This is a genomic window from Sediminivirga luteola, from assembly GCF_014639315.1.
Lineage (GTDB): Bacteria > Actinomycetota > Actinomycetes > Actinomycetales > Brevibacteriaceae > Sediminivirga > Sediminivirga luteola.
The window spans coordinates 1-14,352 of record NZ_BMFY01000027.1 but is presented as its reverse complement, the minus strand read 5'-3'; the positions used below and the strand labels follow the sequence as shown (position 1 = coordinate 14,352).

The window sequence follows — 14,352 nt, the reverse complement described above, 5'->3', positions numbered from 1 at the left end:
GGGAGCGGGCATGGTACACATCCTTCCAGGCCGCCCAGTGGGCAAGCCAGATCAGATGTCACCTATCGGTGCGGCAGTCCCTTATGGGTGGATTGATGCCGGGTTCCCCTCATCGGCTCCGGATAGCCGACGGCCCGCGTCACAGTGCGCGGTATGAGACTTCGTACCCCGCCTAGCGGGCACCTGAACGTCAATGCCACCGGGTGTACTTGCCATCTCAAGAGTCCCAGCGAGAAACCGAAAGTACACCCCAGTTGCAGACCTAGTGCAACCACGCACGCCTCAGGCTCGGACAAGAAGACCACCGTTGACCGATTCAATGGCGCGGCTTACCGGGAGCTTGCGCGGGCTTCCGCAAGCATCGACTCGCAAGTGTCTGCTTCCCTGTGAAGCCCTACCCAGGGATCGCATGAGAGCACGCCATGTAATGGGCGGGCGGGGAACCTATCGGAGTCTACGTTACAGGGCAGTGAGCGTCCCCGCTTCTGACGGGAGCGGCCGGGCAGCAGTGCCTGCATGCCTCGGGAGGCGCATAGTCAACGTTGATCGTTGCGCAACTCGACGACGTATCGTCTTTCGAAATCGGATTTGAGTCGGTCCGCGCACTCGGCCATGATGGCCTGTCTACGGCCCTCTTCCATGTCTTCTGCCTCCTTGACCCGATCCATAATCTGGTGAAATGTCGTCTCGTCCATGCGGCGAGACATCTGAACACCTAAGGTGGAGGGGAAAACGCTGGCGAAGGATCTTCGGACGTCAGCAACCTGGGGTGCGAACGCGAAAAAGTTCAACATGAAGTCCGGTCGCATCATGTACCGCGCCCCCTGGTGACGCGCCTCGAGACTACGCGTGTGTCTCAGAATTCTCGTTTCGTTCGTCAGCCACCATGTTCGAAATCCGAACTCTGTTGCCTCTCCGTTCTCGCGGCGGCGACGCCGTCGGCCGTATACAGCACAGGCCAAGAGAGCATCATTTTCGGCCAGCACCAGTTTCTGTTTGGTTGCCATGAGATCGTTCGAGAGGGTTGAGACTTCGTCGGGATCTACGAGTTCCGTCAGATCGTCTCTGCTTCGGTACTCCATTGAGAACGTTGCTTGAAGGTACCTTCGCAACTGGGCCGCCGCCGCAGGCTTAAAGAGGTCTGCATGACTGCAAAACTGTTCAACATAGCCTGGCCAAGTCTGTGGACCAGACGCTTCCAGTCGGTTGTACAAGTAGGCCCGCAGGAGGATCTTGGGGACCTCGCGCATCATGTCACCGGTGAGTCGATGTTCCACCCCTTCGATATGATTTCGAAACTCGAGATCCGACGAGCGCAGATTCCACATCACCTCTTCTAGGACCGGCTCCGTCAAAATCAGCTTGGAACCGCTCTCAGCTGCCATTCGCAAAACGTTGCGAACGAGCTGGGACGACTCAGGTAAGTACCGCTCGCTAAGAGCCCTGATGAGCATGTCGCTACCGATGTACAGATAGAAGTCCGCAGCCATTCGATCGAAGTACTCTACCAGCCGAGGCTCGTTGTTCAGGGTGAACAGTAGCGCATAAGTCCGAGCGAGTCGGCCCAGATATAGCCTTTCGTCTTCCGTGCTGTGATAAAGGGATGCCCGCGTCACTGCAAGGCACTGAGCCGCCAAGTCTACGCTCCCAGGTCCACGAAGTCCCCGGTCGACTATTGCACCACGCACCGCGTCACCTATTTGGGGGTATTCCACCTCGTCGGCGCGTGACAGAAAATGCGAAAACTCCAACCCTTCTTGCTCAAAGGCTAGCTGCAATGACCTCAGCGAAACCTCACCTACCAGGGCCGCAGCAGCCGGGTCCAGGCCGTCAAATGTCTCCACCGCACGTTGCTGCAGCGAACGCAGAACTCTAGCTCTCAGTGCTTCGTCTGATTGATTGTCTTTTGTGATGGCAGCCCGCGTATCATACGGAAGAACGAACACGTCGCTTTTGCGGTGCCAATTCACGCGACGCCCACCGGGGTAGCTCTTCTTCGACATAGCCACGAGTCGTTTGTGTACTCGTCGCTCCACCAGCGCGACAGCGGACGGCACCGTCTCTCGGATCTTGTCAATCACTTGGACTGAGTTCATGAAAATCCCCTTGTCTGGATCTGTGCCCTCAAGGGCCCAGATACAGAGGCTGTCTGTCACAGAGTTGACGAGAGAGACATCGCCGTCGAGTTTGTCAACAGCCTGCCGTAGGAATACGAAAACGGCGGGACTGGAAACATGTTTCGAGGATCCAATTACCTGGGCCGATCCAACCCCCGAAAGAAATTCCGTTTCGGGTCTTAGGAACTTTTTGAAAGCAGCCTGCGTGGCTGGGCTGTCGTTAATATGGGCGCGAATATAAGCGGCATCCCTGATTCGAACAACGACGTCCTTTTCCTCCCCCAGCTCGTCCTCGATGACGTCAATGGTGGGAACCGTCCGTGAAGTCAGATACGTCAGTTGTTGCGGGTGACGCCCAAATTCCCGCAGGCGATCGACAGTGGACCGGATCTTCGCCTTCGTGTCCTGTTGAACACTGGCTTGATAAAATATTCCGGCTTTGCCGCTTCTTTCGTGCACTTGGTCCCCACCGAAGGCGTCAGCGCCTCCGTCATGTATCCCACCCAGCGGAGAGTAATCCACGCCCAAGAGCGGCGGGAAAAACATGTTGGAGAACTTCTCGAACTGCGATCCGGACATACGCTGCAGGGCGATGTCGACGAGGTCGGGGTCAACGGCCACTTCTCACCCCTTCGTCTGGTAGAGGACAACAGTATGCCTGAGGACCCGCGCCTGAGGTAACCCTCCGCGCACGGCCATGATGTCATAGTGGGACGCCGCGAAGGCACAACGGCAGATCTCGCACAGCGCGTCTCGCTCAACCGTCGTACACCCTCAACACCGATGGGATGTCATGCCCGACATTCGAGGTCGTGAAGTCGCGGTCCGCTCATCGACAGAGTCGTGCTGTCACGCACGTCTCGAAAGTAGTCGCTCCATCGTCCGTTCATCGGCATAAGAGTACTGCCGCGCCGGCATTATTACTGGAGTCGAGGTGTAGTTGTGTTCCCTCGGCTTCTGTTACGTCGCGTTCATTACCGATGCCTGTACCCGCAAGATCGTCGGCTGGTCGGTCGCGGCCACGCTGAACAGCCAGTAGCTGCCGCTGCAGGCGCTGGAGCACGCGTTGCTGAGCACTTCTACCAGCATCGCCGAAGGTCAACTGGTGCATCATTCCGACCGTAGAGTCCAATACGTCAGTCTGGCCTACACAGAGACCCTGGCCGACTATGGAGTGCAGGCTTCAGGGGATCGGTCGGTGATTCCTACGACAACGCCCTCGCGGAAGCGGTCAATGGGCTCTATAAGGCCGAGATCATTCACTCCCGCAGCATCTGAGACTCAGCCACGACAGTGGAGATGGCCACAATGGACTGGGTGCTGTGGTGGAACACCTGCCGCCTTCACGCAAGTCTGGGGTATCGGACTCCGGCAGAGGTCGAGGCCTCGTACACTCAACACGTGACGGCCGCCCCCGCGGTGGTCTAAACCTCGGAACGAAGGGACATACCCGGGCCAAAAATGAGTAATGCCCCACGCCATCGAGGGAACGATGACGTGAGACACTACAACCGTCGGGCTGACAGTGTCTGGTTTCAGGAGATCGTTCCCGGGGTGTGGCAGGACATAGTTCCGTTTGATGTGTCAGTAGATCCTTCCGGGGCTGTGTCAGGACATCGTTCCTGGTATGAGTGAGTCGAAGAACCGCGCGATCGTCCTAGCCATCACTGAAGCCAAGCTGCCGATTCCCGATGCTGCTCAACGGTTTGGGGGATCCGGACACTGCTGGGCCGGTACAAAGAAGGCGGCCTTGATGCAGTAGAGCCGCGTTCGCGCAGGCCTCATACCAACCCGAAGGCCACACCTGAAACCTTGGTCACCGAGATCCTTAGACTGCGGGCCCAGCTGGACCAGGCAGGACTGGATGCTGGGGCCGAATCAATCTATGCCCGGCTGCCAGCCGATCAGCGTGTCTCGGTGTCTACGATCTGGCGGATCCTCAAACGTCACCAGCAGGTCGATCCCCAGCCGCAGAAACGGCCCCGCTCCTCCTGGCACCGATTCGAAGCAGAATCACCCAACCAGATGTGGCAGTCGGACTTCACCCACTGCCGCCTGGCCGATAACACCGACTTGGAAGTCATTCCCTGGCTCGATGACCACTCCCGATACCTGCTGCACATCAGCGCCCACCCCCGGGTCACCGGAGCAACCGTGGTCGAGAGCTTCATCGCCGCCACAGATGAATACGGGCTGCCAGCAGCAACCCTGACCGATAACGGGATGGTCTACACCACCCGGCTGGCCGGGCTGAAAGCAGGCTGGAACACACAGCCCAACGGATTCGAGCAACTGCTGGCCGATCTGAGCATCACCCAGAAGAACGGCGCCCCTGGGCACCCCACCACCCAGGGGAAGATCGAGCGATTCCACCAGACCTTGAAACGCTGGCTGAACGCAGCCGCAACACCCGAGAACACTGAGGGACTCCAGCAGCAACTCGATACCTTCCAAGCCCTGTACAACCACCAGCGACCCCACCGGGCCCTGAACCGAAGAACACCGGCCACCGCTTATGCGGCCCGCCCGAAAGCTGGCCCGCGACTGAAAATCAATAACCGTAGCTGGCGAATCCGCTACGACAAAGTCTGCACCCAAGGACGGATCACCCTGCGCTACGCCGGGAAACTGCGCCATCTCAACATCGGACGCGCACACCGCGGACAACGCGTACTCGCACTGGTCCATGACCGCGAAACCATGGTCATCGACCTGGCCACCCGAGTCATCCTCGCCGAGCACATCATCGACCCGGATAAGGACTACCAGCCCAAAAAACAATGAACGATGTCCCGACACACCCCCGCGGCAGAAAAAGGAAAGTGACGAGACATACCCGGGTTAAAAATGAGTAATGCCCCACGCCATCGAGTGAACGATGACGTGAGACATCACACCGTCGGGCTGACAGGATTTGAACCTGCGACCCCTTGACCCCCAGTCAAGTGCGCTACCAAGCTGCGCCACAGCCCGCGACGAACCGCGAACGGCTCGACAACCAGAGCAACTCTATATGAAGAGGCCACCGCCCACCAAACCTCGTCAGCGCCCCTGCACGGCCGGGGGAAAGCACGGAATCCGACCGACAGCCGCACCTCCCCTACAAGGACTTGCAGACAGAACACCGCTCCGACCGACGCCAGGTCACGCCGTCTCCATGGTTCCGGTTACCTCGCCGGAGGAAGTCGGTGTCACAGCATGGCAACGGAAAGGCCTCAGAACGGACCACAAGTCTGAGGCACGACAGCGGCGTGGCTACTGTGACCACATGCACAAGTCTCTTCTTGCCATCCTCGCCGCATCGGCGATCGCGCTAAGCGGCTGCGCTTCCTCTCAGGTTGAGACCTCAGCGGAATCCTCAGCTCAGCCCACATCGACGCTGTCCTCCCCCGCGTCTCCCAGCACTCCTTCCCCGACCCCAACGCCGGAAGAGACCACCGAGACTCCCTCCCCCACGTCCTCTCCGTCGCCATCGACGACTCCCCCACCCACGGCGAACAGTTCTTCCGGCAACGCCAAACCCAAGCCGAAACCAACACCGAAATCAGAGCCGAAGAAGTCCCAGAACGATTCGGCCGAGAAACCCAGAGCACAGAGCAAAGAGTCCTCCGGCGGCACTGAGCAACGAGAGCCTTCCAGCAGCTCCGGCAACGGCCCTGGCTCCCGTCCCGACGGTGCCTACAAGAACTGCGACGAAGCACGGGCACGCGGTGGCGCGCCGGTTTACCGCGGGGAACCCGGCTACGGTCCGCACTTGGACAGTGACAAGGACGGCATCGGCTGCGAGTGAGAATCACGGCTGAAACGCGCAGGCTCTGACCGCCGCAACGCCCTACCCGACCCCCGCAGCATCCTCCCGCGGGGAGACACCAAACCGCCTGCGGTAGTCCCGGCTGAACTGCGAGGGGCTTTCGTAGCCGACGGCGTGGGCCACTGCGGCGATGTGCCCGCTCCCGGACGTCAACCTCAGTCGTGCCTCCTGCAGGCGCAGTTGCTTCTGGAACTGAATGGGGCTCATCCCCGTCACCGCATGGAAACTCCGGTGGAATGCCGATGGGCTCATCCGCGCCATGCGGGCGAGCTCGGCCACGCGCACGGTCTCCGCGTAGCGCTCCCCCAGCCAGCCGACGACCTCCCGGACTCGGCTGAGCGTGCTGTCGGCCAGGCCCAGCTGTCGCACAGCCTCACCCCGTGGACCGCGCAGCAGAAGCCAGACGATCTCACGCTCCACCAGCGGCGCCAGCACGCCCAGATCGGCCGGGCGCTCCAGCAACCGGACCATCCGCCCCACCGCCTCCACCAGGTCCGCAGCGGCATCGTCGATCATCAGCCCGCGCACGGTTCCGTCCCCGCGCGACCCTGCCCGCCCAGCCGTAACGGCCGACCCGCCGGCCGGTCCGCCAGCCGCCGCGCCGGCCGCAGGAGTCAGCAGCAGGTCCGCGATCAGCGCCGGCCTGAGCATCAGCGCGAAACCCAGCGCCGGGGTCTGCCTGCTGGCGCCCACGAAATGCCCCACCGTCGGCAGATCCACGGAGGTGAGCAGCGTCTGCCCGGCCCGATAGGTGTGCAGTTCCTCGCCGACGGTCATCTGCTTGGCCCCCTGCACCAGGAGCACCAGCATCGTCCCGGTGGTGGAGAATTCCGCCACGCCGCCCCGCTCGATCGAGGAGATCACCGCGGTCTCGGAGATCCACCGCTCACCTCCGTGCGCGTGCCTGGCGATCAGCGTCCGCACCGCATCCAGGTCCATACGCAAAGTCAACCAGCCCAGGCGAGCCGGATCGACCGAAACTCCACCAGAAAGCAGGAATGGGCAATATCGCGGCGCGAACGTTCTAGGGCCGCACGCCCAGCCGTACTTGACTGAAGACATCGCCGGACCAGCCCGCGCGATCCGGCATCACCCCACCGAAGGAGCACTCATGAGCGTGGCACTCATCGTCGGCGGCAGCGCCGGCATCGGCCAGGCAGCGGCCGAGCAGATCGTCCGCTGCGGCCACGGCGTCATCGTCACCTACCGCCGCCATCCCGAGGGCGCCGAGGAAGTCGTGAACCGCATCGCCGCACGCGGTGGGACCGCTGCGGCACTGCCCCTGGACGTCGGCGACACCGCATCGTTCGACGACTTCGCCGGCCGGGTCCGGGACACTCTGCAGCGAACCTGGCAGACCGGCACCCTGGACGCGCTCGTCAACAACGCGGGTGTGAGCGGCACCGCCATGCTCGGTGAGCACACCGAGGAGAACTACGAGCGCCTGCACCGCGTCCTGCTGAAAGGACCGCTCTTCCTCACCCAGGCTCTGGCGCCGATGCTGGCGGATGGCGGCGCGATCGTGAACACCACCAGCACCAGCACGCACGCGGCGGGCACCACGCCCGGCTACTCCGTCTACGCCGCGATGAAGGGCGGATTGGTCGTCCTGACCCGCTACCTGGCCGGGGAGCTCAGCAGCCGCGGCATCCGGGTCAACTCGGTCTCCCCCGGCCCCACCCGCACTCGCCTCGCCGACGACGCCTTCGAGAAGTATCCCGAGCTCATCGCGCCCCTCGCCGACCGGATCGCGCTCGGCCGGATCGGCGAACCCGCCGATGTCGGTGCCGTCATCGCCTTCCTGGTCTCCGAGGAGGCCCGCTGGATCACCGGCCAGGACGTCGAGGCCTCCGGCGGGCACGACCTCTGAACCTCATCCCGCCACGAGCGGGCTCCAGGGCACCGGCACGAATGGTGTCCGGAACGTTAGACAACCGCCCTAGTGAGTGTCCGTGCTCACAGGTAGTGTCAAGGAAACGAAGCAAGGGCGGGTGTCGTCTTACAACCCGGTGAGGCAGGCTCCTGTACCCCAGTTCGACCTCCAGGAGCCTGCCGGTGACCCTTCGACAGCCTCATCCCGCTCCCGCCGCCGATCCCTCGCGCTGGCTGGCCATCGCCGTGATCGGCGTGCTGGTGGCCGCCGGTCTCGTCGTCGGAATCGCCCAGCCCGCCGCGGCAGCCGGCACGCTGTCCCTGTACAAGGCGATCGAGAACCTCGCCACCGGGGCCAGCGAGGGCGACCGGTCCAAATGGGACGTGCAGGCCGTCGACACCGCCACCGGGGAGACCTTCCGCTACGACGGGCTCAACGGCTTCCAGAGCCGCCGCATCCCGGCCGGCCAGTACCAGATCTCCGAGCTGCCCAATGACCGCACCCCGCCGGGTTACCGCTTCCGCGACTGGAACTGCGGCGGCACCATCTACACCGACCCCGAGCCGGTCATCACCCTCGCGGAGAACCAGAACCTCACCTGCACCGTCACCAACGTCGCCGTGCAGTCCACCCTCAGCCTGGTCAAAGAGGTCCAGGGCGGATCGGCGCAGCCGTCGCTGTGGACGCTGCAGGCGCTCGACGGTCCCACCTGGGTGGGCGGCCCGGCCAACTCCGCCCAGGTCACCAATGTGACGGTCCGCACCGGCACCTACCGGCTGGCGGAGACCGCCGGACCCGAGGCGTACGAAGCCGGCGAATGGCAGTGCCAGTACCGGGACCACCAGGGAAACACCGGCGAGGTCCCGGTCAACGCCAACAACCAGATCACCATCGAGCTTGATCGCGCCGTCACCTGCACCATCGTCAACACTGCCGACTCCACGCAGCTGACCCTCGTCAAAGACGTGACAGGTCCCGACGGCCCTCTCCACGATCCCGAGGACTTCACCCTCACGGCCGCCTCCCCCGCCGGGACCATCAGCGGCCCCAGCGGCTCCCTGGACGTCACCCACGCCGAGGTGCAGCCCGGCACCACCTACGACCTCTCGGAGGAGGGGCCGCCGGGCTACGAGGCACAGGAATGGCAGTGCGAGGCCGACTCCGGCAGCGTCACCCAGACCGGATCGAGCGTGAGCCTCTCCTCCGGCGCCGATGTCACCTGCACCGTGGTGAACGAGTTCACCGGCGGCTGGCTCACCCTGGTCAAGGACGTGGAGAACAGCACGCAGCCGGCCACCAACTGGACGCTCTCGGCTTCCGGCTCCGGCACCGCGGACGGCGCCCAGATCGAAGGCGCGACCGGTACGGCGGAGGTCACGGCCGTACCCCTGCCAGCCGGCGATTACGCCCTGGCCGAGGACGGGCCCGACGGCTATCTCACCGACGGTTTCGTCTGCGACGGCGCTCCCGCCGGTTATGAGGTCGCACTCGGCGCGGGCGAGGACGTCACCTGCGTCATCACCAACAACCGCGATTCAGCCGTCACCCAGCTGACTCTGGTCAAAGAGGTCGACAACACCGGTGGCGGGCCGCTCAGCGCCACCGCATGGGGTTTGAGCGCAGAGCACGAATCCGGGTTCGTCATCGCCGGGCGGACCGGGCTCTCGCCGATCACCTACCGGGTCGTTCCACCCGGCACCTACACCCTGGACGAGGAGGGGCTGTCCCCGGGCACCCCCGAACAGCACGCCATGTACGAGGCCGGCGACTGGTCCTGCACCGATGCCACCGGCGCCACGCTGCCGGTCACGGACACCGAGGTGGACATCCCCGAGGGCGCGCAGGTGACCTGCCGCATCGAGAACACCTGGACCGGTTCGACCGTGTCCTTCCACAAGCAGGTCGTCAACAGCTCGTTCGGCACGCACTCCCCCGCGGACTGGGAACTGGCCATCGAACCCGTTGAGGGCGGGGATCCGGTCGTCATCGGCAACGGCGCCGATGGCATCGTCGAGGAGGCCATCGCGCCCGGCGACTACCGGCTGGTGGAGGTCTCCGGTCCGGACGGTTACCGGTTGGAGGGCTTCCAGTGCCTGGGCGAAGGCGACCAGGACGAGGACCCGCTTGACGACCTCGTCACGATCCCGCCTTCGACGCATGTGGAGTGCACGGTCACCAACAGCGCCATCGCGCCGACCCTCACCCTCATCAAGGACCTGGACAACACCGGCGGCGGCACCGCCGAGACGGACGACTTCACCCTCATGGCCCGCGGCCCGGGCAATGCCGCCATCGCCGGGCCCAGCGGCGACTCCTCCGTCACCGAGGTGGTGCTGCCACCGGGTGAGTACGTGTTCCGCGAGGAAGGCCCCGGCGGCTACGCGGCCGACTGGGAGTGCACCGGCGGGCAGTCCTGGGACGATGACGCCGAGGTCGCCGTGATGGACGCCGGGGACCAGATGGTCTGCACCGCCGTCAACACCGTCATCCGGCCCACCCTGACGCTGGTGAAGAACGTCGACGGCGGACCGGCCGCCGCCACGGACTGGGAGCTGTCCGCCGACGGTCCCACACCGCTGGCTGGCCGCAGCGGCGAGGACGCGGTCACCGCCGTGGAGGTGGACGCCGGACAGTACGAGCTCAGCGAGATCCCGGCCGGCGAGGCCACCGCAGCCGCGGGATACGAGCCAGGGCAGTGGGTGTGCGACGCCGGCGCCCTGGAGGGCTCCTCCCTCACCCTGGCACCGGGCCAGGACGCCACCTGCGAGGTGACGAACACCTGGACCGGCGGCACCCTCACCCTGGTCAAAGAGGTCGCCGACGGTCAGGTCGAACCGCCCGGCGGCGGCACCCCCGAGGACTGGACTCTCACCGCGGACGGCCCCGTCACGGTGCAGGGTCCCGGCGGCAGCGAAGAGATCGTCGCCCAGCCCGTCCCCTCCGGCGCCTACGAACTCTCCGAGGCGGTCACCGACGGCGCCGATGTCGCCCCGGACTACCAGCCCGGCGACTGGGTGTGCACCGGCACGGGCTACTCCTGGGACGGCGGCGAGCCCGGCACCGGTACGCTCACGATCGAGCCGGGCGCCGATGCTGACGTCACCTGCACCCTGACGAACCTGTACCAGCCGCCGCACCTGACGCTGGAGAAAACCATCGACGGCGGCGGCCCGCTCGGCGACAGCGCCGACTGGACGCTCGGCTTCGAGCAGACCGGCACGCCCGGGGGCGCCTCAGGCTCCGGCGTCACCGGCGAGGACGCCATCACCGGGGTCGCGGTGGGCTCGGGCACCTACGCCTTGAGCGAAGCGCCCGCCGAGACCGCGCTGGCAGAGGGCTACGAGACCGGCGACTGGGAGTGCACCGGGGGCACCGTCACGCAGGGCCCCGGCGGCACCGCGACGCTGACCCTGAGCACCGACGACCTCGATGTCGTCTGCTCCATCGTCAACACCTGGACCGGCGGCACCCTCACCCTGGTCAAAGAGGTCGAGGACGGCGGGCAGAGCCCGGATCCCGCCGGCGAACCGGGTGACTGGACCCTGAACGCCGACGGACCCACCCCCGTCAGCGGCCCCGGCGGCAGCGAGGACATCGCCGGCCAGCATGTCCTGCCCGGCGAGTACCAGCTCTCCGAGACCCTGACCGGCACCGCCGATGACGACTACCGCCCGGGCGACTGGGTCTGCACCGGCGAGGGCGCCGAGTTCGACGCCGGTGAACGCGGCGAGGGCACCTTGACCATCGTCTCCGGGGCCGGTGCCGACGTCATCTGCACCCTCACGAACCTCTTCCGCCCGCCGCGTCTGACCCTGGTGAAGCATGTGGAGGGCGGCCCGCTCGATGAGCTGGACGACTGGACGCTCAGTGCCACCGGTGAGGACGTCACCGTCAGCGGACCGGCGGGCAGCCCCGCGGTGACCGGGCAGGCGGTCGGCAGCGGCACGTTCCTGCTGGCCGAGGAGCCCACCGAAGCAGGCGCACCGGCCGCCGGGTACCTGACCGAGGGCTGGTCCTGCGACGGCGGCACCCTCACGCCCGGGGAGACGCCGCGCACGGCGCAGCTGGAACTGGACGCCGATGACGACCTCCAGGTGACGTGTGAGATCACGAACACCTGGACCGGCGCGCAGCTCACCCTGATCAAGGAAGTCGCCGACGGTCAGCTGACCCCGGATCTGCCGGGCCAGCCGGAGGACTGGACGCTGACCGCCGAGGGCGAGCAGGATCGCCTCGACGTGGCCGGCTCCGGCAGCGGATCGCTGGCCTCGGGCACGTACTCCCTCTCAGAGGAGGCGAACACGGCGGTGGACCCGGCCTACGATCCGGGTATGTGGTCCTGTGAGGGCAGCGGCGACTTCACGCTCGACGCCCAGGACCCGGGCCTCGGGACGCTGGAGCTGCAGACCGGCGCCGATGTCACCTGCACCCTGACGAACCTGTTCCAGCCACCGCATCTGACCCTCGCCAAGAGCGTCGACGGCGGGCCGCTGGGCTCCACGGACGACTGGATCGTGGAGTTCACCGGCTCCGGCAGCAGCGGCTCCGGGCGTACCGGGGACGATGCCGTCACCGGCGTCGCCGTGGGGACCGGCACCTACACGCTCTCGGAACGGCCGAGCGACAGTGAGGCGGATCCGGCCGGGTACACCGCCTCGGACTGGGTCTGCGACAGCGTCGAGCCGGTCGTACCCGGTCCGGACGGCACCGCCACCCTCACGCTCGGCCCGGACGACACGGACGTCATCTGCACGATCGAGAACACCTGGCAGGGCGGGACGCTCACCCTGGTCAAGAACGTCGACGGCGGCACAGCCGCGCCGGTCGACTGGCTGCTCTCAGCTGAGGGACCGGAGGGGACCCTCGTCGGCGAGGCGCCCAGCGGCGACCCTGCCGTCACCGAAGTATCGGTCCTCGCCGGGGAATACGCGCTGACCGAGCAGCCGCTCCGCGACGGTGCGCCGATGGATCTCTACTCGGCCGGTGAATGGAGCTGCGCCGGTGGCGCGGTGGAGTCCGGCACCGTCGAAGTCGGGATCGGCACCGAGGTGATCTGCGCGATCACCAACACCTACACCCCGGCAACCCTGACCCTCGTGAAGGAGGTCGTCGGCGGGAGTGCGCAGCCCACCGACTGGGAGCTCCGCGCCGAAGGGCCCCGCACCCTCGCCGGGGTGAGCGGTGACGGAGCGGTCACGAACGTGGCCGTGGCCGGCGGCTCCTACACCCTCTCCGAGGCCCCCGTACCTGGTGCTCCGACGGAGGGGTACACCGCCGATGAGTGGGTCTGCGAGGGCGCCGATGTCGACGGTGCCGTCATGACGCTCGCGCTCGGGGACGATGTCACCTGCACGGTCACCAACCGTGCAGTCGAGACGACCCCACCCACCGAACCGACCACCGACCCGACTACCGACCCCACGACGGACCCGACAACGGATCCCACGACGGACCCCACCACCGACCCGACAACGGATCCCACGACGGACCCCACCACCGACCCGACGACGGAACCCACGACGGACCCCACGACTGACCCGACTACGGATCCCACTACCGACCCGACAACCGAACCCACCACAGAACCGACCACCGAACCGACAACGGAACCCACGACTGCCCCGACCACCGAACCCACTACCGACCCGACCACGGATCCCACGACCGAACCCACGACCGACCCCACGCCCAGTCCCACCGACACGACCGAGCCCACCACAGAACCGACGACTGAGCCGACGCCCGGACCGACCGACACGACAGAACCGACCACAGAACCGACGACAGATCCGACAACAGAACCCACGCCCGGTCCCACCGAACCCACCACGGACCCCACGACTGAGCCGACGCCTGGCCCGACGGAGACCGCGCCGACGCCGACGGAGCCTGGCGAGCCCACGACGCCGCCGGGTGAGACGGAGAGCCCAGGGGTCCCGACCACGCCCGGACCGCCTGCTCCGGAGCCCCCTGAGCCCACGGCGGGCCCGCCGTGCCCGGACTGCCCGCCGGACGAGGACCTGCCCAGGACCGGTGCGGACGCCGGACCGGTGCTCGCCGCGGCACTGGCGATGCTGCTGGCCGGCGCCGTGATGCTCCTGATCGCCGCCGCCCGCCGCCGCAGCTGAACGGCCGCGCAACCAGGTCCGGCGCACGGAAAGCTGCCCGTCTGTCACTCCGTTTGGCCGAGCTGCTGTGGCGCCGTCGCGTCATACTGCATCGAAAGCTCTAGCACCACGTCTGCTCACGCTGCCGTTCGGCGCTCAGAACCGTTGAGTGGGAACCTATGGCCTTGTCGGCCATAACCGCATATGAGATATCGGGCGTGTCATATCATTGGGTGTTCCGGTTCGTTAACAACGGTAACTTCCTGCGTACTAGACGCTCGGCCGCCCAAGTGGAATCCTTCGGTGTAAACAGGCAAGTCGAAACCGAACCACAGCACCAAGGAGCTGAGATGACCCCGCAAGACGACATGCTGAGAGTCCTACTCGAGCGATCCAGAAGAGGAGCCGTTCGGGACTGCCGCACATTTAGGTGACAGTTGGGGG

General features: G+C 65.6%; 6 protein-coding genes, 1 tRNA gene and 2 pseudogenes. 5 read left to right on the top strand and 4 right to left on the bottom strand.

Translation table 11 applies throughout. The features are described from left to right. Nucleotides 1-536: 536 nt before the first annotated feature. A complete protein-coding gene (locus IEW13_RS16965; RefSeq protein ID WP_188552094.1) occupies nucleotides 537-2,738 on the bottom strand; it encodes a hypothetical protein in 2,202 nt (733 codons plus the stop codon). Nucleotides 2,739-3,410: 672 nt separating this feature from the next. Here IEW13_RS16965 and IEW13_RS17855 point away from each other — a divergent pair. Together IEW13_RS17855 and IEW13_RS16955 are read left to right on the top strand one after the other, a co-directional pair. Then, nucleotides 3,411-3,545: a hypothetical protein gene (locus tag IEW13_RS17855; protein ID WP_373283605.1), complete on the top strand. Its 135-nt coding sequence runs from the start codon at nucleotides 3,411-3,413 to the stop codon at nucleotides 3,543-3,545. Nucleotides 3,546-3,830: 285 nt separating this feature from the next. Further along, on the top strand, nucleotides 3,831-4,901 hold the full coding sequence (locus IEW13_RS16955) for an integrase core domain-containing protein (protein WP_308420842.1): 1,071 nt from the start codon (nucleotides 3,831-3,833) through the stop codon (nucleotides 4,899-4,901). 115 nt (nucleotides 4,902-5,016) lie between these two features. Here IEW13_RS16955 and IEW13_RS16950 read toward each other — a convergent pair. Both IEW13_RS16950 and IEW13_RS17615 read right to left on the bottom strand, forming a co-directional pair. Beyond that, nucleotides 5,017-5,090: transfer RNA gene (locus IEW13_RS16950), tRNA-Pro, on the bottom strand. Between the two features lie 390 nt (nucleotides 5,091-5,480). Beyond that, nucleotides 5,481-5,768: a hypothetical protein gene (locus IEW13_RS17615; RefSeq protein WP_229745275.1), complete on the bottom strand. Its 288-nt coding sequence runs from the start codon at nucleotides 5,766-5,768 to the stop codon at nucleotides 5,481-5,483. 40 nt (nucleotides 5,769-5,808) lie between these two features. Here IEW13_RS17615 and IEW13_RS17850 point away from each other — a divergent pair. After that, nucleotides 5,809-5,907, top strand: a pseudogene (locus IEW13_RS17850) (excalibur calcium-binding domain-containing protein); the annotation flags it as partial. A gap of 42 nt (nucleotides 5,908-5,949) precedes the next feature. Here IEW13_RS17850 and IEW13_RS16940 read toward each other — a convergent pair. After that, the gene (locus IEW13_RS16940; protein WP_188552092.1) at nucleotides 5,950-6,867 is read right to left on the bottom strand and encodes an AraC family transcriptional regulator; all 918 of its coding nucleotides are present in this window, start codon (nucleotides 6,865-6,867) and stop codon (nucleotides 5,950-5,952) included. Nucleotides 6,868-7,039: 172 nt separating this feature from the next. Here IEW13_RS16940 and IEW13_RS16935 point away from each other — a divergent pair, with 172 nt between their 5' ends. Continuing rightward, nucleotides 7,040-7,798: an SDR family NAD(P)-dependent oxidoreductase gene (locus IEW13_RS16935; RefSeq protein WP_188552091.1), complete on the top strand. Its 759-nt coding sequence runs from the start codon at nucleotides 7,040-7,042 to the stop codon at nucleotides 7,796-7,798. 185 nt (nucleotides 7,799-7,983) lie between these two features. Then, nucleotides 7,984-13,146, top strand: a pseudogene (locus tag IEW13_RS16930) (prealbumin-like fold domain-containing protein); the annotation flags it as partial. Between the last annotated feature and the right edge of the window lie 1,206 nt (nucleotides 13,147-14,352).